We start from the raw sequence: 26,960 nt of genomic DNA, 5'->3' as shown, positions 1-26,960 counted from the left end.
GAGAGCCATGGGTCTTGAGGAACAACTGCCTAGCGGATTTCTGCTGAGCACCGTCGAGACGCTGGCCGGGTATGTGCGCAAAGGTTCGTTGTGGCCCGCCACCTTTGGGCTGGCCTGTTGCGCCATCGAGATGATGTCGACGGCGGGCCCGCGGTTCGACATCGCCCGCTTTGGCATGGAACGGTTCTCGGCGACGCCCCGGCAGGCCGACCTCATGATCGTCGCGGGCAGGGTCAGCCAGAAGATGGCCCCGGTGTTGCGGCAGATCTATGACCAGATGGCTGAACCGAAATGGGTGCTCGCCATGGGGGTCTGTGCTTCTTCGGGCGGGATGTTCAACAACTATGCCATCGTCCAGGGTGTCGATCATGTTGTCCCCGTGGATATATACCTTCCTGGGTGTCCTCCGCGCCCGGAGATGCTATTGCACGCGATCTTGAAGCTGCACGAGAAGATCGCCCACATGCCGCTCGGGGCCAACCGCGAGGAAGTCATCCGCGAGACCGAAGCGGCGGCCCTCGCCGCCACGCCGACCATCGAGATGAAGGGCCTACTGCGGTGACCGGCGACGAACAGAACCCAGGCGAGGTCATCGGGGTACGGCATGGGCTCTTCGGGGTCCGCGGCAGTGGCGACACGTCGGGCTATGGCGGACTGGTTCAGCCAATCTCCTTGCCGGTCAGCTCGGCCCGTCCTTATGGAGGGTACTTCGATCAGGTTGTCGATCGGCTGGAATCGGTGCTCGCGGACCAGGAGCATGTCACCTACGAGGACGCCATCGAGGGTGTCATCGTCTACCGCGATCAGCTCACGATCCACGTCCGGGCCGAGCATCTGGTCCAGGTCGCCCAGTCTCTGCGGGACGACCCGGAACTGCGTTTCGAGCTCTGCCTCGGTGTCAGCGGTGTGCATTACCCCGAGGATGCCTCGCGGGAACTGCATGCCGTCTACCCGCTCATGTCGATTACCTGGAACCGTCGCATTCTGCTCGAAGTGGCTGTGCCGGAAGATAATCCGCATGTTCCGTCACTGAATGCCGTGTACCCGACCACCGACTGGCATGAACGGGAAACCTACGACTTCTTCGGCATCGTGTTCGACGATCACCCGGCGTTGACGCGAATCGAAATGCCGGATGACTGGGAGGGGCATCCGCAGCGTAAGGACTATCCGCTCGGTGGCGTGCCGGTCGAGTACCACGGGGCGACCATCGCGCCGCCCGATCAGCGGAGGTCCTACAACTAATGACAGCACAGCCCGAGATCCATCTCATGGCCGGTGGGCAGGACTGGGACGAGATCGTCACTGCCGCCGCTCAAGCCAGCGACGAGCGCATCGTGGTCAACATGGGCCCCCAGCATCCCTCGACCCACGGCGTGCTGCGCCTGATCCTGGAGATCGAGGGGGAGACGGTTACCGACGTGCGCTGCGGAATTGGCTACCTGCACACCGGTATCGAAAAGAATCTGGAATATCGCACGTGGACACAGGGCGTCACCTTTGTGACCCGGATGGACTACCTGTCCCCGTTCTTCAACGAGACCGCCTATTGCCTGGGGGTCGAGCGGTTGCTTGACATCACCGACGAAATCCCAGAGCGCGCCACCGTGATCCGGGTGTTGATGATGGAACTCAATCGCATCTCCTCCCATCTGGTCGCACTCGCCACCGGCGGTATGGAGCTTGGTGCGATGACCGCGATGTTCCTCGGATTTCGCGAGCGCGAAATGATCCTCAAGGTGTTCGAAGCCGTCACCGGCCTGCGTATGAACCACGCCTACGTCAGGCCCGGTGGGTTGGCGCAGGATCTGCCCGACGGTGCCGAACACGAGGTGCGGGATCTGCTGAAGATCCTGCCCGGCAGGTTGCGCGACATGGAAAACCTGTTGAACGAGAACTACATCTGGAAGGCGCGGACCCAGGGGGTCGGATACCTGGATCTGACCGGGTGTATGGCGTTGGGCATCACCGGCCCGGTGCTGCGTGCGACGGGGTTGGCGCATGATCTGCGGCGTGCACAACCGTACTGCGGGTATGAGAACTATGACTTCGAAGTCATCACCGATAGCGACTGCGACTCCTATGGCCGGTATCTGATCAGGATCAAGGAGATGCACGAGTCCATCAAGATCGCTCAACAGTGTCTGGATAGGTTGAGGCCAGGTCCGATCATGGTGGACGACAAGAAGATTGCGTGGCCCGCAGATCTCGCGTCGGGCCCAGATGGATTGGGCAACTCGCCTAAGCACATCGCCAAGATCATGGGCACCTCCATGGAGGGGCTGATCCACCACTTCAAACTGGTGACCGAGGGGATCAGGGTGCCGGCCGGACAGGTGTACGTCGCCGTCGAGTCGCCGCGCGGCGAGCTCGGGGTGCACATGGTCAGCGATGGCGGAACCCGGCCCTACCGTGTGCATTTCCGTGATCCATCGTTCACGAATCTGCAGTCTGTCTCGGCAATGTGTGAGGGCGGGATGGTGGCCGATCTCATCGCTGCGGTCGCCAGTATCGATCCGGTGATGGGTGGGGTGGACAGGTGAAGGAGACGGAGCGCGAGAGCGTTTTTCTTGAACTCGGGAGTCGCCCGCCGGAGGACGAGGGCAGCTTCGCCGGACGCAGAACCTATCCGCCGGAGGTGGTGTCACGGCTTGCCATCGACGCCAAGGAGATCCTCGACCGGTATCCGAGCCGGAGGTCAGCGTTGCTGCCGCTGCTGCACTTGGTGCAGTCGGAAGACGGGTATGTGACCAGAGCGGGCATTGAATTCTGTTCCGGACAAGTGGAACTGACATCCGCCGAGGTCACCGCCGTGGCGAGCTTCTACTCGATGTACCGGCGCGAACCGACCGGCGATTATCTCGTCGGGGTATGCACCAACACGCTGTGCGCGGTGCTCGGTGGTGACGCGATCCTGACGCGGTTGGTCGATGAACTCGGTGTGCCACCCGGCGGTACCACCGAGGACGGCAAGGTCACACTTGAACATGTCGAGTGCAACGCCGCGTGCGACTACGCGCCGGTGTTGATGGTCAATTGGGAGTTCTTCGACAACCAAACTCCGGATGGAGCAGTCGATCTGGTGGAAGGCCTCCGCGGAGACCGTATTCCCGAGCCGCGGCGCGGTGCGCCGCCGTGCACCTTCAGACAGACCGCCCGGATCTTGGCGGGCTTCGCCGACGACCGGCCCGACGCGGTCGCCGCGGCACAGCCGGGCGACCCGACACTGGCGGGTCTGCGACTAGCCAAAGACGTACGGGAGAGATGAAGGGAGTGACTCGGTGTCGTCAATGATCCTGGCCCCGGTCCTGTCCGAGCACTGGGACGAGGCCGACTCCTGGACTCTCGGTGGGTATCTGCGCCATGAGGGCTACCAGGGTCTGCGCACCGCACTGGGTATGGAGCCGGATGCGGTCATCGCCTTGGTCAAGGACGCGGGTCTGCGTGGGCGGGGAGGTGCCGGATTCCCTACAGGCACCAAATGGTCTTTCATTCCGCAGGGTGACGGCAAGCCGCACTACCTGGTGGTGAACGCCGATGAGTCCGAACCCGGCACCTGCAAAGACATTCCGTTGATGCTGGCGACACCGCACACCCTCATCGAGGGAATCGTGATCGCCGCCTACGCGATCCGCGCCGCACATGCCTTCATCTACGTGCGCGGTGAGGTGATCTCGGTGATCCGGAGGTTACAGACGGCGGTGGCACAGGCGTACGAGGCCGGATACCTGGGCCGCAATATTCTTGATAGTGGTTTCGATCTGGAGCTGGTAGTGCACGCCGGTGCGGGCGCCTACATCTGCGGAGAAGAGACCGCGCTTTTGGACTCGTTGGAGGGACGCCGCGGCCAGCCGCGGCTGCGGCCCCCGTTTCCCGCGGTTGCCGGTCTGTATGCCAGTCCGACGGTCGTCAACAATGTCGAGTCCATCGCGAGTGTCCCGGTCATCCTGAGGCGCGGTCCCGAGTGGTTCCGGACAATGGGATCGGAGAAATCGCCGGGATTCACGCTGTACTCGTTGTCCGGGCATGTGCGCACTCCCGGACAGTATGAGGCTCCGCTCGGAGTGACACTGCGCGAGCTGCTGGAGCTGGCAGGGGGAGTGCGCGACGGGCACGGGCTCAAGTTCTGGACTCCCGGTGGCTCATCGACACCGTTGTTCACCGCCGAGCATCTGGATGTCCCGCTCGATTACGAGGGGGTAAGCGCCGCCGGATCGATGCTGGGCACCAAGGCATTACAGATATTCGATGACACCACGTGCGTGGTGCGTGCGGTGCTGAGGTGGACCGAGTTCTACGCGCACGAGTCCTGCGGTAAATGCACACCCTGCCGGGAGGGTACCTATTGGCTGGTGCGCATCCTCCAGCGACTGGAATCGGGTGAGGGCGCCGCCGAAGACCTGGACAAACTTCTCGACATCTCGGACATCGTGCTGGGTAAGTCATTCTGCGCTCTCGGTGACGGCGCCGCGAGTCCGATCATGTCCTCGCTCAAGTACTTCCGCGGAGAGTACGAGGCACACCTACAGAACGGATGTCCCTTCGATTCGGGGGCCAGCACCGTCTTCGGGGAGGGGAACCGATGACTGCCGTAGAAAGGGGGACCGAGATTGAGCTGGTTACCGTCAACATCGACGGAACCAGTATCTCGGTGCCCAAGGGCACATTGGTCATTCGTGCCGCTGAGTTGATTGGCGTCCAGATTCCCCGGTTCTGCGATCACCCGCTGCTCGATCCGGTGGGTGCCTGCCGCCAGTGTCTGGTCGAAGTGGAGGGGCAGCGTAAACCGTTGGCCGCCTGTACCACCACCGTCACCGACGAGATGGTGGTGCATACGCAGGTCACGTCCGCAGCAGCGCAGAAGGCGCAGAGCGGTGTGATGGAACTGCTGCTGATCAATCACCCACTCGACTGTCCAGTCTGCGATAAGGGCGGCGAGTGCCCACTGCAGAACCAGGCCATGTCGACAGGTCGCGCCGAGACCCGGTTCGCCGAAGCCAAGCGCACGTTTCCCAAGCCGATTCCGCTATCCACCGAAGTGCTACTCGACAGAGAGCGCTGTGTCCTGTGTGCGCGGTGCACCCGGTTCTCCCAACAGGTGGCCGGTGACCCCTTCATCGAGCTTCTCGAACGCGGTGCGCAACAACAGGTTGGCATCGCCAGCGACGAACCCTTCGAGTCTTACTTCTCCGGCAACACCGTGCAGATCTGCCCAGTGGGTGCTCTCACGGGCGCCGCGTACCGATTCCGGGCCCGACCGTTCGATCTGGTATCCACCCCTAGTGTGTGTGAGCACTGTGCCAGCGGATGCGCGCAGCGCACGGACCACCGGCGGGGAAAGGTCCTGCGGCGCCTGGCCGGTGACGATCCCGAAGTCAACGAGGAATGGAACTGCGACAAGGGGCGCTGGGCGTTCACGTACGCCACCGCGGGCGACCGCATCACCCATCCGATGATCCGCGACGAGTCCGGAAATCTGGTGGCTGTGTCGTGGCCGCAGGCATTGGAAACCGCCGCAAAGGGTTTAGCGGATGCGGGCACCAACGCCGGGGTCCTCACCGGTGGACGGCTCACCGTCGAAGACGCCTACGCATATGTCAAGTTCGCCCGCACGGTGATGGGCACCAATAACATCGACTTCCGGGCCCGCGCGCATAGCGCCGAGGAGGCCGCGTTCCTCGGCTCCGGCGTCGCCGGGCACGGGATGACGCAGACGTATGCGGCTGTGGAATCCGCGCCGGTGGTTCTGCTGGCGGGGTTCGAACCGGAAGAGGAATCTCCCATCGTCTTCCTGCGGTTGCGCAAGGGAGTCCGCAAGCGGGGACTGCGGGTGCTCACTATCGCGCCCTTTGTCAGCCGCGGATCCACCAAGCTCTCGGCCCGGGTGATCGCCACCGTTCCCGGTAGTGAACCGGAAACCATCGCGGGCCTGGCTGATTCGGAACTCTTGCGCCAGCCCGGAGCCGTGATCATGGCGGGGGAACGGCTGGCGTGGATACCCGGAGCGCTGTCGGCCACGGCCCAGCTCGCCGCGAAGACGGGCGCGACACTGGTGTGGGTTCCCCGCAGGGCAGGGGAGCGTGGAGCCCTGGAAGCTGGCGCACTGCCCAGGCTCCTGCCGGGTGGCCACCCGGTATCGGACAGCGCAGCGCGACGCTATGTTGCCGACAAGTGGGGAGTGATCGCACTGCCCGACATGCCCGGACTCGACGCCGCCGGCATGTTGGATCCGGGGAGTGGACTCGACGCGTTCCTTGTCGGTGGAATCGAGCTGGCGGATCTTCCGTATCCCGCAGCCGCTGTCGGTGCGCTCAAGACAGGATTCGTGGTGAGCCTGGAGATGCGCCACGGCTCCGTCACCGAGCTCGCCGACGTGGTACTTCCGGTGGCGGCGGTCGCGGAGAAATCCGGCAGCTTCGTGAATTGGGAGGGCCGGCTGAGATCCTTCCAGACCACGCTGGACACCAGTGACGCCCTCGACGATCTCAGAGTGCTTGCCGCGCTGTCGCAGCGGATGGATCGTCCGATCGGCCTGAACCACGCAACCGAGGCACTCGCCGAGCTCGCGGACATAGGTCCGTGGGAAGGGGCGCGGGAGACCCCGGGGCCGATCAGGGCGACCGCCAGGCCGCGGCCCGAGGCGGGCGAGGCGGTACTGGCGTCATGGCGGCTGCTGCTGGACGCCGGTCGGCTGCAGGACGGTGAGCAGTTTCTTGCCGGGACCGCCCATACCGCCGAGGTGCGGCTATCGGAGGCGACCGCCATCGAGATCGGCGCTTCCGAAGGCGAATTGGTGACCGTACGCAGCATGTCGGAGTCGATCCGCGGTGCCATTACCCTGCCCCTGCGGATCACCGAGATGCCCGACAGGGTGGTGTGGGTGCCCCTGCGCTCGGCCAGTTCGGAGGTTCATCAGCAGCTCGGCCCGGCGCTCGGGCAACTGGTCCGAATCGAGGTGGCGGCGTGACAGGAAAGACGGACTTGTCACAGTTCGGAATTGATCCGCTATGGCTCGTACTCCTGAAATGTGTTGCGGTGTTCGCCTTCCTGGTGCTCACCGTGCTCGTGGCGATTCTTGTCGAGCGCAAGGTGCTTGCCTGGATGCAGCGTCGCATCGGTCCCAACAGGGTGGGCCCGTTCGGACTGCTGCAGAGCCTGGCCGACGGCGTGAAACTGGCCCTCAAGGAGGGCCTGACCCCCGCCGGGGTCGACAAGCCGATCTACCTCCTGGCGCCCATCATCTCTGTAGTGCCGGCGATCGTCGCGTACGCGGTCATTCCGTTCGGTCCCGTGGTCTCGTTCTTCGGGCATCGCACACCGCTTCAGCTCACCGATCTCCCGGTGGCGATTCTTTTCGTGCTAGCGGTCACTTCCGTGGGCGTGTACGGGATTGTGTTGGGTGGCTGGGCCTCCGGATCTACCTACCCGCTGCTGGGTGGATTGCGGTCCTCCGCGCAGGTGATTTCCTACGAGATCGCGATGGGTCTGACCTTCGCCGCCGTATTCCTGCTGGCCGGAACGATGTCGACTTCGGGGATCGTCGCGGCGCAGGCCGGCCGGTGGTATGTCTTTCTGCTGCTGCCGTCGTTCCTCGTGTACGTGACCGCCATGGTCGGCGAGACCAACCGGGCTCCGTTCGACCTGCCCGAAGCGGAGGGTGAGCTGGTCGGCGGCTTCCATACCGAATACTCCTCACTGCGCTTCGCGATGTTCATGCTCGCCGAATACATCAACATGGCAACGGTTTCCGGGTTGGCCGCGACCATGTTCCTGGGTGGCTGGCATGCGCCCTGGCCGTTGAGCCTGATTGACGGTGCGAACACCTCATGGTGGCCGGTGCTGTGGTTCGTGGCCAAGGTCTGGGGCTTCATGTTCCTGTTCATGTGGCTGCGCGCCACATTGCCGCGGCTGCGCTACGACCAGTTCATGCGGCTGGGCTGGGAGGTCTTGATCCCGGTGGCGCTGGTATGGATTGTCGTCGTCGGAGTGGTACAGGCCATGGCGCTCTATGGATACGGAAATCCGTCGATCATCCTCGGGGTCATCGGCGTCGTGGTCTCAGTGGGCAGCATCGCCCTGGTGGGCGCCCTGTCGCGGCGCCCCGAATCGCCAAAAATCTTGTTATCCAGCAGTTTCGATCCGATGGCCGGCGGATTCCCGGTGCCGCCACTGCCCGGTCAGCACGCCGGTGCGGGCCCGGGTTCGACCACCAAGGAGGACGCACATGCCTAATCTTCTGCGACATTCGGTCGACGCCATGGCGGGGTTCTGGGTGACTTTCTCGTCGATGTTCAAAAAGCGCCTCACCGAGCAGTACCCCGAGAAGAAGGAGCCCACCGCCGCCCGATATCACGGAAGGCACCAGCTCAACCGGTACACCGACGGGCTCGAGAAATGCATCGGCTGCGAGCTGTGTGCCTGGGCATGTCCGGCCGATGCCATATTCGTCGAGGGCGCCGACAATTCCGAGGAAGAACGCTTCTCGCCAGGCGAGCGATACGGCCGGGTCTACCAGATCAACTATCTGCGGTGCATCGGTTGCGGGCTGTGTATCGAGGCGTGCCCGACCCGCGCTCTGACCATGACCAACGACTACGAGATGGCCGATGACAACCGGTCCGACCTCATCTACGGCAAGGACAAACTGCTGGCACCGCTGCAGCCCGGAATGGCGCCGCCGCCGCACGCGATGTATCCCGGCACCACCGACACGGATTACTACCTGGGCAACCTGCCTCAGCCCGGGGAGGAGGTCAGGTGAGCTTCGATACCGTAGCCGGCCATGTGACGGTGCTTGCGGCCGAGGGGCTCTCGCGCACGCCAACGTGGGAGGGGGTGACGTTCTGGGTGCTTGGCACCGTCGCCGTGCTCGGCGCGCTCGGTGTGATCGCCGCACCCAAGGCGGTGTATTCGGCGATCTTCCTGGCTATGACCATGGTGATCCTTGCGGTGTTCTTCGTGGCCCAGGGCGCGCTGTTTCTCGGGGTCGCCCAGGTGGTGGTGTACACCGGCGCGGTCATGATGCTATTTCTGTTCGTCCTCATGTTTGTGGGTGTAGATTCCTCCGACTCGCTGGTGGAGACCCTGCCGGGGCAGCGGGTGGGTGCCATCGCCGCCGGGCTTGGGTTCGGGATGCTGGCCGTTGCGGGCATCGGAAATGCTTCGACCACAGCATTCGTCGGGCTCGACCAAGCCAACAGCCGCGGCAATGTGGAAGGTCTGGCCGAGCGCATCTTCATCGACTACCTGTGGGCGTTTGAACTCACCGGCGCACTGTTGATCACCGCGACGATCGGCGCGATGGTGCTGGCGCACCGCGAGAAGCTCGGGCAGACGGGTGGACAGCGCGAGATGGCCATTCGCCGTTTCCAGCATGGCGACCGTGCCACGCCATTGCCCAATCCGGGTGTGTACGCGCGGCATAACGCTGTCGACGTGCCCGCGCTGCTTCCTGACGGGTCATTCTCGGAGCTGTCGGTCAGCGGTGTGCTCACTCCGCGAGACATGGAGGTGCGGTGAATCCCGACAATTACCTCTATCTGGCTGCGCTCATCTTCACCATCGGGGCTGCCGGCGTGATGTTGCGCCGCAACGCGATCGTGGTCTTCATGAGTGTCGAGCTGATGCTCAACGCGGCCAACCTGGCATTCGTCACCTTCGCCCGGATGCATGGAAACCTCGACGGCCAGGTCATCGCATTCTTCACCATGGTGGTCGCGGCCACGGAAGTGGTTGTGGGACTGGGGATCATCATGACCATATTCCGCACCCGTAGGTCGGCTTCGGTCGACGACGCCGATCTATTGAGATTCTAGGGATAGTTCTAGGAAGGAGTGCCCGTGACATGGCTCATGCCGGTGCTGCCCCTGGCTGGTGCGGCCGTCCTTCTGCTTGTCGGCCGCCGGGGTGATGGCTGGGGTCATCTCTTGGGTTGCGCGACGGCGTTGGCCTCCTTTCTCGTAGCCGTCGTGTCATTTATCGGCATGCTCGGCCGCACAGCCTCCGAACGTATGGTGCACGAAACGCTCTTCGCCTGGGTTCCGGTCGGGGCACTGCGCGTCGATTTCGGATTGACACTCGATCAGCTGTCCGTGTGTTTCGCACTGCTGATCACCGGGGTGGGTTCGCTTATCCACATCTACTCGATCGGGTACATGGCGGATGACCCCGACCGGCGACGGTTTTTCGGCTACCTGAATCTCTTTCTGGCGGCGATGCTGCTGCTGGTGCTCGCCGACAACTTCCTGGGGTTGTATGTGGGCTGGGAGGGAGTTGGCCTGGCGTCCTACCTGTTGATCGGTTTCTGGTACCAGAAACCTTCGGCCGCCGCCGCGGCCAAGAAGGCCTTCATCGTCAACCGCGTCGGCGACATGGGGTTGGCCCTGGCCATGATGCTGATGTTCGCGACGTTCGGCTCTGTCGGCTTCGCCCAGGTGCTCGGCTCGGCGGGTGCGGCCGGCGAGAGTCGCGATACCGCAATCGGATTGGCGCTATTGCTGGCGGCGTGCGGAAAATCGGCCCAGGTGCCGCTGCAGTCCTGGCTTGGGGATGCGATGGAGGGCCCCACCCCGGTGTCGGCCCTCATCCATGCGGCCACCATGGTGACCGCCGGTGTCTATCTGATCACCCGGTCCGGCCCGATCTTCGAACGCGCCCCCTACGCGCAGGTCGCGGTGGTGAGCGTCGGTGCCATCACCCTGCTCTTCGGAGCGATCATCGGCTGTGCCAAGGACGACATCAAGAAGGCCCTTGCCGCCAGCACGATGTCACAGATCGGCTACATGGTGTTGGCGGCGGCGCTGGGGCCCGCCGGGTATGCGGTGGCGATCATGCATCTGCTCACGCACGGGTTCTTCAAGGCGGGGCTGTTCCTCGGTGCCGGTTCGGTCATGCACGGTATGAACGAAGAAACCGATATGCGCCGTTACGGTGGGTTGCGCTCCGTCATGCCGATCACCTTCATCACCTTCGGGCTCGGATACCTCGCCATCATCGGGGTTCCGCCGTTCGCGGGGTTCTATTCGAAGGACAAGATCATCGAGGTCGCCTTCGGGCACGGCGGTGCCGGCGGATTCCTCCTCGGGTCGGTGGCGCTGCTGGGGGCCGGGATCACGGCCTTCTATATGACTCGGGTCATGCTCCTCACCTTCTTCGGTGCCCGCCGATGGCGACAGGACGCGCATCCACATGAGTCGCCGTCGGTGATGACCTGGCCGATGATGGTGCTCGCCATCGGTTCCGTGGCCGCGGGATTCCTGCTCAGCTTCGGTGGGGCCCTGCAGAACTGGCTGGAACCGATTGTCGGTGCGCATCATGGCGAGCTACCCGTTCCCGCGTGGGTGATCAGCGCTATCACCGTCACGGTGGTGCTCTGCGGAGTGGGTGTCGCCTACCGGATGTATCGCGCCGACGTGCCTGAAACGGCTCCGCAAGGTTCGGCGCTCACCGTTGCCGCGCGCCGGGACCTTTATGGGGATGCCGTCAACGAGGCAGTGTTCATGCGTCCCGGACAACGTCTCACCCGTGGGTTGGTGCTCGCCGACGACCGCTGGGTCGACGGCCTTGTCAATGGTGTGGCCTCCGCACTGGGCGCCGTCTCGGGTTGGGTGCGGCATATGCAGACTGGCCACGTTCGCTCCTATGCGTTATCCATGTGCGCCGGTGCGGCTCTGGTGGTCGCGGCGTTGATGGCAGTGAGGTGGTGAGTGCGATGGGTGCCGTAACAGCTCTGTGGCTTATTCCCCTGGTGGGCGCCGGTGCCGTGCTGATCATGCCGATTCATCAGCGGACCCTGGCCAAATACGTGGCGCTGGGTGCCTCATTGCTGGTCCTGATCGTCGCGATTGCGCTCGCGATTGCCTTTGATCCCTCGGGTCCGCAGTATCAGTTCGTCGAATCGGTGTCCTGGATACCGGCATTCGGGATGAAGTACGCGGTGGGACTCGATGGAATCGCGCTCGCGCTGGTGCTGCTGACAGCTGGCCTTCTGCCGATCCTGTTGCTGGCCGCCTGGAATGACGGAGCAGATGCCCCGGGGTACGGTAATCGTCCTGTGGCGCAACGCTATATCGCGCTAATCCTGGTCGTGGAATCGATGGTGCTGCTGTCCTTCTCCGCGCTGGACGTGTTGCTGTTCTATATCTTCTTCGAGGCGATGCTCATCCCGATGTACTTCCTGATCGGAGGATTCGGGAGCACGCACTCCGACACCAAGCAGCGGTCACGCGCGGCGGTGAAATTCTTGATGTACAACCTGTTCGGCGGCCTCATCATGCTGGCGGCCGTCATCGGGCTCTACGTGGTCACGGCGCAGGGCCAGCCCGGAAGCCCGGGTGGAACTTTCGATCTACGCGATATCACCGAAATGGTCGCCACCGGCGCACTCGGAATCGACCCCGGCGTCGCCAAGGCACTATTTCTCGGCTTCATGTTCGCGTTCGCGGTGAAGGCCCCGCTCTGGCCGCTCCATACCTGGCTGCCGGATGCCGCCGTGCACGCGACCCCGGCCAGTGCGGTGCTCATGATGGCGATCGTCGACAAGGTGGGAACGTTCGCGATGCTGCGGTATTGCATCCAGTTGTTCCCCGATGCCAGTAGATATTTCACGCCGGTGATCATCACGCTGGCAGTCGTCGGCATCGTCTACGGTGCCATCCTGGCGATCGGTCAGACCGACGTGATGCGACTGATCGCCTACACCTCGATATCGCATTTCGGCTTCATCATCCTGGGCATCTTCGCGATGACCAGTCAGGGGCAATCGGGTTCGACGTTGTATATGGTCAACCACGGCATCTCCACCGCGGCGTTGATGTTGGTGGCAGGGTTCCTGGTGTCCCGTAAAGGCTCTCGTCTCATCGCGGCATACGGTGGAGTGCAAAAGGTGGCACCGGTTCTCGCCGGGTCCTTCTTGGTGGCCGGTCTGGCCACGCTGTCGCTGCCCGGGTTGGCGCCGTTCATCAGTGAGTTCCTGGTGCTGGTGGGGACATTCACGCGGTACCCGCTGGCCGCGGCGTGTGCGGTCGTCGCGTTGGTGCTGGCCGCTATCTACGTGTTGTGGATGTACCAGCGGATGATGACCGGCCCGCTGGCACCCGGGAACGAGACCATCGGCGATCTGAAGCGCCGTGAGCTCGCCGTGGTGGTGCCGTTGGTCGCGTTGCTGCTCGTGCTGGGCATCTACCCCAAGCCACTGTTAAACATCGTGAATCCCGCGGTCGAACAGACCCTGCGCACCGTCAACGAGAAAGACCCACCGCCGGTTGTGGCCGATGTCGCCCTCCGTCACGGCGAAGGTGAGCGACGATGACCGATATCGGAATCCTTCCCGCACCGCCGATCGCCTATGGCGCGCTTTCTCCCATGCTGATCATGTTCGGGGTCGCGGTGGTGTCGGTACTGGTGGAGGCATTCGTTGTGCGGCGGTACCGGTTCGCCACGCAACTGGCGCTGGCCACCGCCGGAATCCTCGGCGCCTTTGTGGCAGTGGTGGCACTGAGCGGTTCGCGTCACGTCGTCATGAACGGCGCGGTGGCGATAGACGGCCCCACGCTCTACTTGCAGGGGCTCATCCTGGTGGCATCCGGTCTGGCACTGGCGGTGATAGCACAACGCAGAACAGTTGCCGCGCTTCCCAGTACGGTGGGCGCCGGGGGCCTGGACGCCTTCGCCGCGCAGGCATCCAGCGTTCCGGGCGGTGAACCGGAGCGAGTGCTGAACCGCACCGGTATCACCCAAACGGAGATCTTTCCGCTGACATTATTTGCGATCGCCGGCATGATGCTCTTTCCTGCCTGCAACGATCTGCTGACGATGTTTGTTGCCCTGGAGGTGTTCTCGCTTCCGCTATACGTGATGTGTGCGCTGGCCCGACGTCGGCGTCTGCTGTCCCAGGAGTCGGCGCTCAAGTACTTTCTGCTCGGGGCTTTTTCCTCTGCGTTCTTCCTGTTCGGCTCGGCCTTCGTATACGGATACGCCGGAACCGTTGAACTCGGTGCGGTCGCACGGGCTGTCCAGGCAGATGCGGGGGAGCGGCCCTTCTTGCTGCTCGGAGTCGCCATGCTGTCGGTGGGTCTGCTGTTCAAGGTAGGAGCGGTGCCCTTCCACTTCTGGGTCCCCGATGTGTATCAAGGTGCACCGACCCCGGTCACCGCATTCATGGCAGCCACCACCAAGATCGCGGCGTTCGGGGCGTTGCTACGAGTTCTGTATGTGGCGCTGCCGGGGATCACGGCCGACTGGCGTCCGGTGCTGTGGGCGGTGGCGATCGCCACCATGCTGATCGGATCTATCGGTGCGGTGACGCAGACCGACGTCAAGCGCATGTTGGCCTATTCGGCGGTCGCGCATACCGGATTTCTCTTGACCGGGGTCGCGGCCGCCAATGAGCGTGGTGTGTCGTCGACGTTGTTCTATTTGGCGGCATACGGTTTCAGCACCGTGGGGGCTTTCGCCATTGCGGGACTCGTGCGCTCGGACAACGGAGAGGACGGCCCGGATGAGGACGAAGAGATCACCGATCTGAGTCGATGGGCCGGAATCGGTCGCCGGTCGCCGGTGCTCGGTATTGTCTTCGCACTGTTTCTGCTGGCCTTCGCGGGTATCCCGTTGACGAGTGGATTCGTCAGCAAGTTCGCGGTCTTTGAGGCCGCAGCGTCCGGCGGGGCCATGCCGCTGGTGGTGGTGGGCGTGATGTGCAGCGCTATCGCCGCATACTTCTACGTGCGGGTGATCGTGCTGATGTTCTTCCCCGATCCGGTGCCGGACTCGGGGGTGCTCCGGATCCCGGGCCCCGCCGTCGCGATATCGATTGGAGTGAGTGCGCTCGTCACGGTTCTCCTCGGCGTGGTGCCCCAGCCGCTGCTCGAACTGGTTGGGAATCTCGTCAACTTCGCCACGTGAGTCCAGTCACCGATCACCGGCCGTGACTCGCCGCACGTGGCGGCGACACGCCCCGGATCTGTGCAGAATGCGGCGTGTCGAGGCATAGCGTGGCCTGGTTGTCACCACCTGTGGCGTGTCCATTTACCGGCGAGTAACCTACGGTACCGTAGGGTGGCGGTATCGCAGCTGCGGAAGGACACCAATGGCGATCACGGACATCTCGGCATTCGCGCATCTCACCAGCGAGGACGTCGAGAACCTGGCCGTCGAGCTCGATGGGCTCCGGCGTGAGATCGAGGAGTCGCGCGGTACGCGTGACGCCCGTTATATCCGGCGCACCATCGGCGCGCAACGCGCGCTCGAATTGACTGGCCGCGCCCTTTTGGCGGCGAGCAAGAAGCGCTCCGCATGGTGGGCCGGCACCGTGACGCTGGCCGTTGCCAAGATCATCGAGAACATGGAGATCGGCCACAACGTCATGCACGGTCAATGGGATTGGATGAACGATCCCGAGATTCACTCTTCGACGTGGGAGTGGGACATGGCCGGCGCCTCCAAGCACTGGCGCTTCACGCACAACGTCGAGCATCACAAGTACACCAACATCCTCGACCTGGACGACGACGTGGGCTACGGGATCCTCCGTGTCACGCGCGACGAGCCGTGGAAGGTGCGCAACCTCCTGAACCTGCCGCTCAATTTCATCCTCGCGGCGGGATTCGAGTGGGGAATTGCCCTGCAGCACCTGGAGTTCCGCAAGATCTGGACAAAGGAAACCCGCGAGGCGACCAAGCAGCGGGTGCGTGAGCTGATCACGTCCGCGGGTTCGCAGGTCTTCAAGGATTACGTCGCATTCCCGTCAATCACCGCGCTGTCGCCGGGGGCGACCTACCGATCCACATTGACCGCCACGGCGACGGCCAACCTGATTCGCAACTTCTGGTCCAACGCCGTCATCTTCTGCGGGCATTTTCCGGACGGCGCCGAGAAGTTCTCCGTGACCGATATGGAGAACGAGACGCGTGGCCAGTGGTACTTGCGTCAGCTGCTGGGCAGCGCGAACTTCGATGCGGGGCCGACGATGCGGCTGATGAGTGGCAACCTGTGTCATCAGATCGAGCACCACCTGTACCCGGACTTGCCGAGCAACCGGCTGCACGAGATCTCGGTGCGCGTGCGGGACATCTGCGAGCGCTACGACCTGCCGTATACGACCGGATCGATGCTGCTCCAGTACGCGAAGACCTGGCGGACCATCGCCAAGCTGTCGCTACCGGACCGGTTCCTGCGTGCTACCGCGGACAATGCGCCGGAGACTCGTAGTGAGCGCATGTTCGTGGTCCTGGAACCTCTTGCCACCGAGTCAGATTCGGTTCCGCGGCGCGGGCTCAAGACTGCCATCGCCATGGTCCGTGAGCGCCGCCGCAGCAAGGTGCCCGTCTAGATTTTTGTGATTCCGCCGCGAAGGCGGGCGGAACGCGATATGCACTGATATGTGACCACGTATCTAGAGGCCCCGACGGTGACCGACGCAGACCGGGGGAATGGCCTTATCTCGAGTCCTATCGAGAAGCCCAGGCGAACTTTTACCGGCTTTCTGGGGATGGCACTGGACACGTTGGGTGCCATGCTCCGTCGCCCACCCGCCGTGGGCGAGTTCTTCCGGCAGGTGTGGTCGATAGCCAGAGTGTCGGTGCTGCCGATGTGCATGGTGGCGATACCGCTGGCCGTAGTGATCGTGCTCGTCCTGGAGGCCCTGGTGTTCGGCCCGACGGGATTCCCGACGCACGCGGTGTTGGTCGCGGCGGCCACGGGTGCCACCGTTGTCTTCGCCGAGGCCGATTCGCCCCGGATTCAGCAGGAGATCGACGCCATGCGGGGCAGAGGCGTGGACGTCACGCACGGGTTCATCGTTCCCCGCGTCCTCGCTACCGCGGTCGCCGCGGTGCCGCTGGCGTTGATAGCTGTTGGGGCAGCTGGCGTCTACTTCTTCTCGGCTTTCGGTCAGCACACTCCGCTGAGTCTGTTCATCGGGAACTTGGCGCAGCTGATGAGTCCGACCAATGTGCTGATTGTGGCTATCGAGGCGGCGGCTCTCGGGTTCATGGGAGGCCTCATCGCTTGCTACAAAGGTGTCTCCGCGCCCGTTGACCGGTCCTGACCAAAGCGACGCGGTCACCGCGTGGTCAGCAGGGTCGCCAGACGGAACGCCGGTGCGACCACGCTGGCGGCGCGTAGTCCGATCTTCTGAAGGCTGCGGCTCCGCATGAGGGGGCCCAATCCCGCCAGCTGTGCGGCGCCGTAGAGCATGTCCCAGTCGGTGTCGATGTGGGTGATCTTGAAGTCGTCGGTCAATGTATAGCGGTCAATGCCAATGAAGTTCAGGCAGCGGCCCGTTCCCTTGAGCTTGGCTCCGGTGTTGGGTTCGATGGTCTCGCCGATCATGCGGCCGATGCCTCGCCACGGAATGGTCACGCGCCACTGACCATCGAAGTAGTCCCAGTAGGGCAGCGACCGATTCGTCCCGTCCTGCGGATAGAAGGCGAAGTCGGGGAAGACGTCGAAGGCGGCCTGGCAGTTGTCGATCGTGAACTGGCGTCCGAGCCTGTTCTCCTGGAACGTCGAGCTGTCGATGTAGCTACAGTCCTCGGCGATGCAGTAGTCGATCTTCTTGATGTCCTGCTCGGCCCAGGCGTCGAACCATGTGGACGCGAACTCTGTTCGGCCCTGGGCGGGAAGACCGCGTTCGATGTCGTTCTTTTCCTGCTGCTGCACCTTCCTCCAGAAATCCGGCATGAGTGGCTGGTACTTCGCGTGCTCCGGGGAGGGCCCCAGTCTTTCCAATCTGCTCATTTCGTTCCTTTCATCGTGGGAAACATGTGCTGGCTCAGCGGGCGAAGAGACGCACCGGCAGACCGCCCGCCAGGCCGGTGGACACCCGCACGCGATGTCGGGGCGTCCACCCGTCGCGGATCTGTAATGCGTAGCGCTGCAAGATGGTTCCGAGGACCAGGGTTCCCTCGATGTAGGCCATCCGTGTACCCATACACTTGCGGGGCCCGATACTGAAGGGCAGAAACGCATTCCGATTGATCTTGTCGGTCAGGAATCTGTCGGGATTGAATGTGTCCGGTTCCTTCCAGAACCGGGGATCACGCTGCAGCGCGTACTGCGTGATGATGACCTGCGAGCCCTGCGGAATGAAGTAGCCGCCGATCTCGTCGTCCTGTACGGCCGTTCTGACATTGGCGGGTGCGGCCTGAAAGCGCTGCGCCTCATCGAAACACGCCCTCAGGTACTTCAAATTCTCCAGGTCGTCGTATTCCAGTGTCTTCCCGCCGAGCGCGTCAATCTCTGCGTACGCCTTACCGAGCGCGATCGGGTTTCGGCAGAGCAGCGCGATCGTCCAGGCGAGGGCGGCGGCGGTGGTCTCGAATCCTGCGAACACCAGCCCGGCGGCCTCAGATCGCCGTCGCCGGTGCTGCGTCTGCGGGCAGCCGTCGAACTCCAGTCCCAGCAAGGCATCCACGAGGTCAGGCGTATCGGAAACCGGGCAGCCCGCGCGCTCGTCGACGAAGCGGTCGAGGATGCCAAAGAGTTCCGTTTTGGACTCCTCACCCTTGCGGTGCAAAGGGTTTGGTATCCAGCTGGGCAGGAAATGCATCGCGACCCTGCTGATGACGTAGACGCCATATCGCCGCGCCCCGTCGACCGCGTGATCGATCTCGTCCGGGCTGAGTTGAACCTTGAACATCGAGCGCATCAGGCCGTCCATCACCACCGCGCCGAGTTCGTGCTCGAGATCCACCAGTTCCCCGCTGTCCGCATGGCGGGACCAGGCGTCGACCCGATCTGTTATTCCGTCCATCATGAGCGGAGTCGCCGCTGCCAAAGCGCGCTCGCCGAAGTAGGGATTGAACGCGGAGCGGACACGTTTCCACTCCTGCCCTTCGAGCAAGGGGAGGGCCACCGGCTCCCCGGAGACCAGCTCGATGGTGGCCTCGTGTTTGACGTAGCGGTCGTGGTGGCGCGTAAAGACGTGGTCGACGTAGTCGGGATGGTTGATCAGGGTGAGTGTGAGTGCGGGCTTCGGCCCCGTGAACAGGCGGACGATGTCGCCGTACCGATGCGCGATCTTGGGCAATAGCAGGTACGGCAGACGAGACGGCTCGCCCATACAGCTGAGCCCCAAGAGTGCGGCCCGACGCAGCGGGAGCCTTGGAGGAAGCCGGGGTACGCCGGTCTGCGGTAGTTCCCGCGCGGCGGGGTTCGTGTCGGTGGCGTGCATGTCTGCCTCTTCTCTGCGGTCGGTCGCGAGGCCAGGAAACCGACCCGCTGCGATGCCGAACAGTGATTCTGGTGGCGAAGTGTATGGCGGATCGGGGCCGTGTGCAATACTGAATCAAAAGTAATTCATTGATTCAAACACCAGGTAGGCGATTCGGAGGGAGCAGCCGTGAGTCGTGTCGATGGTGCATCGGTCCCCGCCGTTAGGATCGGCTCCGTGGTAGAGCTCGACTCCTTGCTGCGGCAGCTGGCCACCGGTGCCTTGTCCGACACCAACGTGGCGACCTCTCGCCTGTTGGATGCCGCACGCGAGGAATTCGTCGCTCACGGGATCGGTCGTACCGCGGTGGGAGACATCGCGCGTCGTGCCGGCGTGTCCCGGCCGACGCTGTACCGCAAGTGTGGGGACAAAGAAGACATCGTCGCGGCGGTATTAGTCAGGGAGACAACGGAATTCTTTGTCCGGGCACAGGTGGTGCTCGCACCCTTGTCCAACGCGGAAGACCGGATGGTCGAAGCATTCGTCATGGGCATGCGCGAGGCGCGTGATCATCCGCTGGTGCTGGCACTCAAGGAATTCGACTCGGAATCGTTCTCGCGGAACGTTTTCGACGTAAATGCGGCCGGCTATCAAGGTCTGCTTGCCGTCATCGCGGAATTGCTGGCCGATGATGCGTATCCCGCCGCGGCGGTCAAGCGGGCGCTGGACTTGGCGCTGCGGCTGACGTCGACGTTTCTGATGAATCCCTCGGTGCTGGTGCCGACAGATACCGACGAGAACACCCGCGAATTCGCGGGCAGGTATCTACTGCCGCTGATGCGTGCTGCACGCTAGCGCTCCGTATCCTGGTGCGGTGGCGACAGTTTTGACGGTGAATGTGGGCGGACTCCGTTCGAACCCTACGGGCGGGCCCGTCCCGACCGGGATCGACAAGCGTCCCATCGATTCGGCGGTCGCGGTGCGTGCGCCCGGGGAGGTGGGCGACGGTACCGGCAGTGGTCTGGGCGGTGACGCCATCGGGGATCACACCGTGCACGGCGGCGACGACCAAGCCGTGTACGCGTATGCCCGCGAAGACCTTGACTGGTGGCAGGAAGAACTGGGCAGGGAGCTGACCAATGGCCAATTCGGGGAGAACCTCACCACCTGCGATATCGACGTAACCGACGCCAAAATCGGCGAGCAATGGCATGTCGGTACCGACGGTCTGGTGCTGGAGGTCTCGTCACCGCGAATACCGTGCCGGACATTCGCGGCCTGGCTCGACCAACAGGGTTGGGTCAAAACCTTTACCGTGCAGGCGGTTCCCGGTGCTTATTTACGGGTCGTTTCGCCCGGCGCGGTATGTCCGGGTGACCGGATCACCATCGGCAACAGTCCAGACCACGACGTCACCGTCGGGCTGGCCTTCCGGGCGCTGACCCGTGAACCCGCATTGCTTCCCCAACTGCTTGACGTTCCCGCGCTGCCCGAGCGCATCAAGGAAACCGTCCGGCGCAGGATCGGTTCGCCGTAATCTACCGCCGCTGGACCAACACGGTCTGTGCGCTGGAGCCGATGTAACCCCGGCGGTCGAAGATCTCCGCCGTGGTCACGCCGACACCGTCGGGTCCGACCGACATGCGGGCGCGCACTCCGAAATCATCACCGTGGGGAATCCGGTGCACGTGCATCACGGTGTCGGTGTTCATGTAGACGAATCGCAGCGGGTTGAGCACCGCGCCGATCCCGTTCGCGGAATCGATCACCGACGCCAGCCGCTGCCATGGAGTGGTGGGCTCGGTGTCAACGATATGCACGTGTGGTCGCATCCAGGCTACCTGTGGTTCCCCATCTGGCACCGAAAACCACTGAAAATCAACAGATTTCGAGTAGTTGGAGCCCTCGAAACCGAAGGCGGGCGGGGTGGCGCCCTGCGGGTACTCGGGCAGTGGTGGATATCGGTCACTGGCCTTGTCGGCGGTCACCGATGTGGCCAACAGCCACGCGCTGGCCCGCGCGACCGCACGGTATCCGCCGTTGGCGTGCGCCTCCATCTCGGCGACCGCAAGGGCGATCCGGCGCCCCGGCCGTTCGATCCACGCCCGCACCCGCACCGGCTCCAGGGGAACCGGGCCGAGGATGTCCAGCGCGACCCGGCCGATCCGCAAGCTCTCACGCGGCTCGGGCAGCTCCTCGATGGCCTTGAGTAGCAACGCCATCGGGGGCGAGCCGTGCTGGAGATTCGGACCCCACCCGCTGGCGGTCAGCGCGGTGGACTCGAATACCTGGAACTCGCCGTCGGCGTCCAAGCGCCGGTAGTAGCAGCCAGTCAGGTCCAGCGTCATGCGGCATCTCCCGGGATCGCGGTCGCGGAGGCTTCGGCATCTTCGATATCCGTATCAGAGACACCGTAATCGGAGGGCCAGCCCGGGTAGGGCGGCGGCGTGCCGCCAAATGCGGGGCACAGCGACTGATGGGCGCACCAGCCGCATAGTCGGGACGGGTTGGGCCGGAAGTCACCCGTGGTGCCGAGGTTTTGAATCGCCCGCCAGATCGCCATCAACGTCTTCTCGAACTTCAGCAGCTCCGCCTCATCCGGTGAGTAGTCGAGCACCTCGCCATCGGACAGATACAGCAGTCGCAGCCGCCGCGGCACCACACCACGGGTGCGATACAGCGCGACGGCGTAGAACTTCATTTGAAACAGCGCCTTGGCTTCGAACAGGGCGCGAGGTGCGCGTCCGGTCTTGTAATCCACCAGACGCATCGCGCCTCCGGGTGCGATATCGATGCGGTCGATGAATCCGCGCAGCATCGTGCCGTCGGACAACTCGACCTCGACGCGCTCCTCGCAGCTGTCGGGATCGAAACGGGTGGGATCTTCGAGCCGGTAGTAGCCCGAGAGCAGGTCTCTGGCCTCGTCGAGAAACCCTGGAAGGCGCTCGGCCTCGACCACTGCGGCGAGTTCGGGGTTCGAGTCCACGAGGCGTTCCCACGCGGGCTCCACCAATCCGGCGGCGGTGGCATACTCCCGTTCGGCGGCGGGCCGAGCATAGAGATCTTCCAGAGCGGCGTGCACGAGACTGCCGCGCACCTGTGCTGTGGACGGCGGCTCGGGGAGCCTGTCGATCGCGCGGAACCGGTACAGCAGTGGGCACTGCTTGAAGTCGCTGGCACGAGAAGGAGAGAGCGCGGGCCGGCGCGTTGGCCGGTTCTGCGTGGTCTCCTCCATGGTTGGCAGCCTAGGCATCACGTCCGACAGGTGCTGACGCCACGCCGCGCACAAAATAGGCGGGCGCCATTCAACACATGTCACAAGTCGTCCCCGAAATACCCGTACTCGAAGTAACGTGAACCTCTCATTGGCCATGGGCAGCGCGGCCCCGCCCGAGAGGAACACGCAGTGACGACGGCAAAGCATCGAAGCCCTCTGGAGAGCCTGCAGGTAAACGACACGGCGCTCGCCGGGGCTGCCCAGGCCGATCGATGGACCGCGGTGACCGATGGACCCAGTCGGTACTCCCGGGTGTCCTTCACTCCCAATGTCTCGATACCGCTGTCCGATGGGACCGTGCTCAAAGCCCAGGTGTTCCGGCCGGCCAACGCCGACGGGACTCCGGTGAGTGACCCGGTGCCGGTGCTTTTCAACCTCACCCCCTACAACAAATCCGTTACTCATCTGGCTGCGTGGCTGCTTCGGGGGCTGAGCCGGTTCGGCGTGACCGTGCCCGCCGCGCCGCCGAAGAACCCGCGTCTCGTCGAGCTCGCCGAGCTGGCGCGTGCGATTCCGGGCGGTGGCCTGACGACGTTTGGGGTGAATGACTCACTGATCCGCAGTGGGTACGCCCAGGTGGTTGTGGACGTTCGGGGAACCGGCGCCTCCACCGGTGACTGGGGGATGCTCAACGATGTCGAGCAGCGCGACACCGCCGAAGTGGTGGCGTGGGCGCAGGCGCAACCATGGTGCGACGGCGGGGTGGGGATGTATGGAATCTCCTACTGCTCGATCAACTCGCTCCAGGCCGCGGGGAATCGGGTGCCTGGTCTCGGCGCGGTGTTTGCGGTGGAGCCGGTCAGTGACATATCTCGAGACCTCATGAAAACCGGTGGAGCACAGACATTTTTCCTCCCCGTCTGGATGCTTGCCGTCGCCCTGGGAAAGTGGCTGCCGTCGCCGTCGGATGTGACACGTGGTGGCATCGGGCTGGGCTGGCTCGCGGGGCGGTTGCGGGCGCCGCTGAATCGCGTGGTGCGGTACATCTTCGAGGGGCTGCGCGGCAAGGGTGCACTGATCGACGACGACGAATACTTCCAGCAGATCAGCCCCCGGTTCGAGGACATCGAGATCCCGACGTTTGTCTATGGGGTGTGGGACGACATCTTTGGTCCGGCCGCCTTGCGTATCCATCGCCGAGCCGCGTTGCCGGGTGGCAGATTTCAGGTCGTCATCAACGAGGGGTATCACGGCTCTCCGGGTTCACAGCTTGGCCGCCAGGGTGGACCGCCTCGGCTGGATGTCTTGCAGCGTGCGTGGTTTGACAGGTGGCTCAAAGGTATTGACAACGGAATGGAGAGCTACGGCCCGCTCACCTTGCAGCAGCAAAATGGCGGTTGGCACACCCTGGACGCCTATCCGCGGCCCGAGGCAAGGCCGCAACGCTTCTACCTGGACGCCGAACCCTCGGGCGTGGGCGCTGGTTCGACATTCGACGGGTCGTTGGGTGGTGCCGCACCGCTCAATAGGACCGAGCACCTCCTTCGGCGCCGGATGGGACTGCTGAAATCGCCGACGACCTCCCGGTTGACGGCCGGTATCACCGCCGCCTTGGGAACGTCCGGGCTCAAGGACTCGCGCTACTTCGAGCGTGGTGCGCTCACGTTCACCAGCGTCGCGGCCGCGGAGTCATGGGTGATCTCCGGGGCGCTCAACCTTCATCTGCGTACCAAAGCGTTGGGGACGGAGGCATTCTGGGTCGTTTCGGTGACGGATGTGGCACCCGACGGCTTTTCCCGGATGCTGGCCGAGGGCGCGCTGCTGGCATCGCGGCGGGGCGTGGATGAGGGCAAGAGCCTGCGGACCGCGGACGGCGACTATCTATCGCCTTGGCATCCCACCGGTGCGGGGTGCAAGCTCCCGGTGGAACCCGGTGTGCCGATAACACTCGATATCGATCTCACGGAGGTAGATGCGGTGATCGCGGCCGGGCACCGGCTGCGGGTGGTCGTCTCGGCCGCCAGCCTGCCGAGGTACATACCGTCCATTCCCGAACTGTGGGCGAGTCGCCACGGTCAGACTCTCGTTCTGGACCCTGACCAGCCGAGTTACCTGGTGGCACCCGTGGTTGCGGGCGCCGGCGCCGGGGCTGCCTAGTCCTCGTCAGTTCACCAATTCGTCAGCCACTTTTCCTGTAACTTACGGTACCGTAGGTTAGAGATGGGGGTAGGCCGAAAGGAGAGGTGGACGAGATGGTGACCGGACTGCAAACGCGATTGCTCACCGAGTTGGAGCCCGTTGTCGAGGCGAATCTCGAACGGCACCTGGGTGTCGCGCGGCCATGGGCCCCACATGATTACGTGCCATGGAGCCGGGGCAGGGACTTTGCCTTCCTTGGTGGCGAGGATTGGCGGCCGGAGGACAGCCCTCTCGACCCGGTGGCCCAGGCGGCATTGATCGTCAATCTGCTGACCGAGGACAACCTGCCGTCCTATCACCGTGAGATCGCCACGAGATTTGGGCGGGACGGCGCGTGGGGAACCTGGGTGGGCCAGTGGACGGCGGAGGAGGGGCGGCACAGCATCGCACTTCGCGACTATCTGGTGGTCACCCGTGGTGTGGACCCGACGAATCTTGAGGCAATGCGCATGGCGCACACCGTCGCCGGCTACGACTCGGGGGATAAGACACCCCTGGAGGCGCTGGCGTATGTGTCGTTCCAGGAGCTGGCCACCCGGATATCGCACCGCAACACGGGCAGGGCCTCGGGCTGCCCGATTGCCGATCAGCTGTTGGCGCGGGTGGCGCTGGACGAGAACCTGCACATGGTCTTCTACCGCAATCTCATGTCGGCAGCACTCGATATCGAGCCGGATGCTGCGATACAGGCGATCTGCAAGGAGATCGTCGGCTTCGCGATGCCGGGTATGGGGATGGCCGGTTTCGCGCAGAACGCGATTGCCATCGCGAAGGCGGGTATCTACGACTTGCGCATCCATCACGACGAGGTGCTGCAGCCGATCCTGCGGTTCTGGCGGGTGTTCGAACGTTCCGATGTCGGGCCCGAGGGTGAGCAGGCTCGCGAGACTCTCGTGAAATTCCTTGCCGCCGTGGATGAACGTGCGAAGTACTACGAGGAGAGGGCGGCCGCGCGCGCGGCACGAGGTGCCTGAAAGCAATTACCGGAGGTCACCCGCGGTTGGCGGATGACCTCCGGTAATCGGCTTACTGATCGTGGATTCAGACTTACCGCGAGGTGCTGCTGCTGCCAGTGCGCTGCGCGGATCGCTGCCCGTGTCCACCGCGCCGAGGCGCCCGCGCGGGGCGTCCCTCGGTACCGCCACGGGGCCGGTGCGCCCGCTGGCCGCGCTGTCCGTTGGGGGCGGGGGAACCGCTAGCTTTTTGGGCGGGAGCAGGTTTCACATACGGTGCCACCTCGCCCACCAAGTTCTTGACCTCATCGGAATGAGCCGTCACCTGCTGCGGGGTGGCCGTGATGGCGGCCTTGCGCAGCAGCTGCGTAACGTCGCGTCGCTGTTCGGGAAGCACCACCGTCACCACGTCACCGGTGCCGCCTGCGCGGGCAGTGCGGCCCGACCGATGCAGGTAGGCCTTGTGCTCAGCGGGCGGGTCGACGTGTACGACCAATGTCACGTCGTCGACGTGGACTCCGCGTGCGGCGACATCGGTTGCCACCAGCACCCGTGCCTGGCCACTGGAGAAGGCGGCGAGGTTACGGTCGCGTGCACCCTGAGAAAGGTTGCCGTGCAAGTCAACCGATGGGATACCCGACTGATTGAGCTGATGCGCGAGCCGCTTTGCCTGATGCTTGGTGCGCATGAACAGGATGCGCCGCCCGGTGCCGGAGGCCAGCGTGTTGACCAGATCGCGCTTGGCATCGGGGCCGCTGACGGTGAACACGTGATGTGTCATCGCGGCGACGGGGGAGTCGACGGAATCGACCGAGTGCTCGGCAGGATTGTGCAGGAACCGCTTGACGAGCTTGTCGACATCGTTGTCCAGAGTGGCCGAGAACAGCAGGCGCTGACCGGAACTCGGTGTCGCGGCCAGTAGGCGGGTCACCGCGGGCAGGAAGCCGAGGTCGGCCATGTGGTCGGCCTCGTCCAGCACGCAGATCTCCACGGCGTCCAGGCTCAGATGGCGTTGCTTCAGAAGGTCTTCCAGGCGTCCCGGGCAGGCGACCACGATGTCGACACCGGCCGAAAGGGCCTGCACCTGCCGGTGCTGGGAAACTCCACCGAAAATAGTGGTGACTTTGAGTCGGCAGATCGCCGCCAAAGGTTCGATGACTGCGCTGATTTGGGTCGCCAGCTCCCGGGTGGGCGCCAGCACGAGTGCACGCGGCTTGCGCGGCACCCGGTTGCCGCTGGCAATGCGGGCGACGACAGGAAGGGAGAACGCGAGAGTCTTTCCGCTGCCGGTCTTGCCGCGAGCCAGTACGTCACGGCCACTGAGGGTGTCGGGAAGGGTCGCGGCCTGGATGGGGAACGGCGCGCTGATTCCAGCGGCCTGCAACACGTCAATAAGTGGTGCGGGCACGCCGAGAGAATCAAATGTGGGTTGAGACATGGG

The 26,960-nt window shown here is 63.9% G+C and carries 24 protein-coding genes; 19 read left to right on the top strand and 5 right to left on the bottom strand.

The annotated features are described in order from the left end of the window. The first annotated feature begins 7 nt into the window (after positions 1–7). The 15 genes from B4400_RS17225 (at position 8) to B4400_RS17155 (ending at position 17,044) form a co-directional block, all read left to right on the top strand. A complete protein-coding gene (locus tag B4400_RS17225; RefSeq protein WP_078311754.1) occupies positions 8–562 on the top strand; it encodes a NuoB/complex I 20 kDa subunit family protein in 555 nt (184 codons plus the stop codon). After that, a complete protein-coding gene (locus tag B4400_RS17220; RefSeq protein WP_078311753.1) occupies positions 559–1,245 on the top strand; it encodes an NADH-quinone oxidoreductase subunit C in 687 nt (228 codons plus the stop codon). Before B4400_RS17225 ends, B4400_RS17220 begins: the two co-directional genes overlap by 4 nt. Further along, positions 1,245–2,543: an NADH dehydrogenase (quinone) subunit D gene (gene nuoD / locus B4400_RS17215; protein WP_078311752.1), complete on the top strand. Its 1,299-nt coding sequence runs from the start codon at positions 1,245–1,247 to the stop codon at positions 2,541–2,543. Before B4400_RS17220 ends, nuoD begins: the two co-directional genes overlap by 1 nt. Further along, positions 2,540–3,268, top strand: a complete 729-nt coding sequence (gene nuoE / locus B4400_RS17210; protein ID WP_078311751.1) for an NADH-quinone oxidoreductase subunit NuoE — start codon at positions 2,540–2,542, stop codon at positions 3,266–3,268. Before nuoD ends, nuoE begins: the two co-directional genes overlap by 4 nt. A gap of 22 nt (positions 3,269–3,290) precedes the next feature. Then, positions 3,291–4,586 carry an NADH-quinone oxidoreductase subunit NuoF gene (gene nuoF / locus B4400_RS17205; RefSeq protein WP_078311750.1) on the top strand — a complete coding sequence of 432 codons (1,296 nt, stop codon included), beginning with the start codon at positions 3,291–3,293 and terminating at the stop codon, positions 4,584–4,586. Next, the gene (locus B4400_RS17200) at positions 4,583–6,967 is read left to right on the top strand and encodes an NADH-quinone oxidoreductase subunit G (RefSeq protein ID WP_078311749.1); all 2,385 of its coding nucleotides are present in this window, start codon (positions 4,583–4,585) and stop codon (positions 6,965–6,967) included. The genes nuoF and B4400_RS17200 overlap by 4 nt, the downstream gene beginning before the upstream one ends. After that, positions 6,964–8,232 carry an NADH-quinone oxidoreductase subunit NuoH gene (gene nuoH, locus B4400_RS17195; RefSeq protein ID WP_078311748.1) on the top strand — a complete coding sequence of 423 codons (1,269 nt, stop codon included), beginning with the start codon at positions 6,964–6,966 and terminating at the stop codon, positions 8,230–8,232. The genes B4400_RS17200 and nuoH overlap by 4 nt, the downstream gene beginning before the upstream one ends. Next, entirely contained in the window at positions 8,225–8,761 is a 537-nt protein-coding gene (gene nuoI, locus B4400_RS17190; protein WP_078311747.1) for an NADH-quinone oxidoreductase subunit NuoI, read from the top strand. The genes nuoH and nuoI overlap by 8 nt, the downstream gene beginning before the upstream one ends. Positions 8,762–8,790: 29 nt before the next feature. Next, positions 8,791–9,519 carry an NADH-quinone oxidoreductase subunit J gene (locus B4400_RS17185; RefSeq protein WP_078311845.1) on the top strand — a complete coding sequence of 243 codons (729 nt, stop codon included), beginning with the start codon at positions 8,791–8,793 and terminating at the stop codon, positions 9,517–9,519. Beyond that, positions 9,516–9,815, top strand: coding sequence for an NADH-quinone oxidoreductase subunit NuoK (gene nuoK, locus B4400_RS17180; RefSeq protein ID WP_078311746.1), 300 nt, complete (start codon positions 9,516–9,518; stop codon positions 9,813–9,815). Before B4400_RS17185 ends, nuoK begins: the two co-directional genes overlap by 4 nt. 24 nt (positions 9,816–9,839) lie before the next feature. Further along, positions 9,840–11,705: an NADH-quinone oxidoreductase subunit L gene (nuoL, locus tag B4400_RS17175; RefSeq protein WP_139361450.1), complete on the top strand. Its 1,866-nt coding sequence runs from the start codon at positions 9,840–9,842 to the stop codon at positions 11,703–11,705. A 5-nt stretch (positions 11,706–11,710) separates the two neighbouring features. Beyond that, positions 11,711–13,309, top strand: coding sequence for an NADH-quinone oxidoreductase subunit M (locus B4400_RS17170; protein WP_078311844.1), 1,599 nt, complete (start codon positions 11,711–11,713; stop codon positions 13,307–13,309). Further along, positions 13,306–14,901 carry an NADH-quinone oxidoreductase subunit NuoN gene (nuoN, locus tag B4400_RS17165; RefSeq protein ID WP_078311744.1) on the top strand — a complete coding sequence of 532 codons (1,596 nt, stop codon included), beginning with the start codon at positions 13,306–13,308 and terminating at the stop codon, positions 14,899–14,901. The genes B4400_RS17170 and nuoN overlap by 4 nt, the downstream gene beginning before the upstream one ends. 184 nt (positions 14,902–15,085) lie before the next feature. Further along, entirely contained in the window at positions 15,086–16,327 is a 1,242-nt protein-coding gene (locus B4400_RS17160; protein ID WP_078311743.1) for a fatty acid desaturase family protein, read from the top strand. A gap of 51 nt (positions 16,328–16,378) precedes the next feature. After that, a complete protein-coding gene (locus B4400_RS17155; RefSeq protein WP_078311742.1) occupies positions 16,379–17,044 on the top strand; it encodes an ABC transporter permease in 666 nt (221 codons plus the stop codon). 14 nt (positions 17,045–17,058) lie between these two features. Here B4400_RS17155 and B4400_RS17150 read toward each other — a convergent pair whose 3' ends face one another. Together B4400_RS17150 and B4400_RS17145 are read right to left on the bottom strand one after the other, a co-directional pair. Then, entirely contained in the window at positions 17,059–17,736 is a 678-nt protein-coding gene (locus B4400_RS17150; protein ID WP_078311741.1) for a nuclear transport factor 2 family protein, read from the bottom strand. A 34-nt stretch (positions 17,737–17,770) separates the two neighbouring features. Further along, positions 17,771–19,171 (bottom strand): cytochrome P450, encoded by a 1,401-nt coding sequence (locus B4400_RS17145; RefSeq protein ID WP_078311740.1) that lies wholly within the window; start codon positions 19,169–19,171, stop codon positions 17,771–17,773. Positions 19,172–19,339: 168 nt separating this feature from the next. Here B4400_RS17145 and B4400_RS17140 point away from each other — a divergent pair, with 168 nt between their 5' ends. Further along, positions 19,340–20,005 carry a TetR/AcrR family transcriptional regulator gene (locus B4400_RS17140; protein WP_078311739.1) on the top strand — a complete coding sequence of 222 codons (666 nt, stop codon included), beginning with the start codon at positions 19,340–19,342 and terminating at the stop codon, positions 20,003–20,005. A gap of 19 nt (positions 20,006–20,024) precedes the next feature. Beyond that, the gene (locus B4400_RS17135; RefSeq protein WP_139361448.1) at positions 20,025–20,687 is read left to right on the top strand and encodes an MOSC domain-containing protein; all 663 of its coding nucleotides are present in this window, start codon (positions 20,025–20,027) and stop codon (positions 20,685–20,687) included. A gap of 1 nt (position 20,688) precedes the next feature. Here the strand turns inward: B4400_RS17135 and B4400_RS17130 are convergent, their stop codons facing one another. Together B4400_RS17130 and B4400_RS17125 are read right to left on the bottom strand one after the other, a co-directional pair. Next, a complete protein-coding gene (locus tag B4400_RS17130) occupies positions 20,689–21,498 on the bottom strand; it encodes a thioesterase family protein (protein ID WP_078311738.1) in 810 nt (269 codons plus the stop codon). Beyond that, positions 21,495–22,385: a RecB family exonuclease gene (locus B4400_RS17125; RefSeq protein ID WP_078311737.1), complete on the bottom strand. Its 891-nt coding sequence runs from the start codon at positions 22,383–22,385 to the stop codon at positions 21,495–21,497. Before B4400_RS17125 ends, B4400_RS17130 begins: the two co-directional genes overlap by 4 nt. Before the next feature lie 171 nt (positions 22,386–22,556). On the opposite strand from B4400_RS17125, the gene B4400_RS17120 reads away from it, so the two are divergent. After that, positions 22,557–24,524: a CocE/NonD family hydrolase gene (locus B4400_RS17120; protein WP_078311736.1), complete on the top strand. Its 1,968-nt coding sequence runs from the start codon at positions 22,557–22,559 to the stop codon at positions 24,522–24,524. Between the two features lie 95 nt (positions 24,525–24,619). Next, positions 24,620–25,540 (top strand): acyl-ACP desaturase, encoded by a 921-nt coding sequence (locus B4400_RS17115; RefSeq protein ID WP_078311842.1) that lies wholly within the window; start codon positions 24,620–24,622, stop codon positions 25,538–25,540. 73 nt (positions 25,541–25,613) lie between these two features. Here the strand turns inward: B4400_RS17115 and B4400_RS17110 are convergent, their stop codons facing one another. Further along, positions 25,614–26,927 carry a DEAD/DEAH box helicase gene (locus tag B4400_RS17110; protein WP_078311841.1) on the bottom strand — a complete coding sequence of 438 codons (1,314 nt, stop codon included), beginning with the start codon at positions 26,925–26,927 and terminating at the stop codon, positions 25,614–25,616. Positions 26,928–26,960 lie beyond the last annotated feature (33 nt).

The sequence above is a fragment of the Mycobacterium sp. D16Q13 genome, assembly GCF_002013375.1.
Lineage (GTDB): Bacteria > Actinomycetota > Actinomycetes > Mycobacteriales > Mycobacteriaceae > Mycobacterium.
This window is presented reverse-complemented; position numbering and strand designations above follow the sequence as displayed.

Coding starts and splice junctions, on each gene's coding strand:
- B4400_RS17225 (WP_078311754.1), top strand. CDS start 8: ATGGGTCTTGAGGAACAACTGCCTAGCGGATTTCTGCTGAGCACCGTC.
- nuoD (WP_078311752.1), top strand. CDS start 1,245: ATGACAGCACAGCCCGAGATCCATCTCATGGCCGGTGGGCAGGACTGG.
- nuoF (WP_078311750.1), top strand. CDS start 3,291: ATGATCCTGGCCCCGGTCCTGTCCGAGCACTGGGACGAGGCCGACTCC.
- B4400_RS17200 (WP_078311749.1), top strand. CDS start 4,583: ATGACTGCCGTAGAAAGGGGGACCGAGATTGAGCTGGTTACCGTCAAC.
- nuoI (WP_078311747.1), top strand. CDS start 8,225: ATGCCTAATCTTCTGCGACATTCGGTCGACGCCATGGCGGGGTTCTGG.
- B4400_RS17170 (WP_078311844.1), top strand. CDS start 11,711: ATGGGTGCCGTAACAGCTCTGTGGCTTATTCCCCTGGTGGGCGCCGGT.
- nuoN (WP_078311744.1), top strand. CDS start 13,306: ATGACCGATATCGGAATCCTTCCCGCACCGCCGATCGCCTATGGCGCG.
- B4400_RS17160 (WP_078311743.1), top strand. CDS start 15,086: ATGGCGATCACGGACATCTCGGCATTCGCGCATCTCACCAGCGAGGAC.
- B4400_RS17150 (WP_078311741.1), bottom strand. CDS start 17,736: ATGAGCAGATTGGAAAGACTGGGGCCCTCCCCGGAGCACGCGAAGTAC.
- B4400_RS17145 (WP_078311740.1), bottom strand. CDS start 19,171: ATGCACGCCACCGACACGAACCCCGCCGCGCGGGAACTACCGCAGACC.
- B4400_RS17130 (WP_078311738.1), bottom strand. CDS start 21,498: ATGACGCTGGACCTGACTGGCTGCTACTACCGGCGCTTGGACGCCGAC.
- B4400_RS17125 (WP_078311737.1), bottom strand. CDS start 22,385: ATGGAGGAGACCACGCAGAACCGGCCAACGCGCCGGCCCGCGCTCTCT.
- B4400_RS17115 (WP_078311842.1), top strand. CDS start 24,620: ATGGTGACCGGACTGCAAACGCGATTGCTCACCGAGTTGGAGCCCGTT.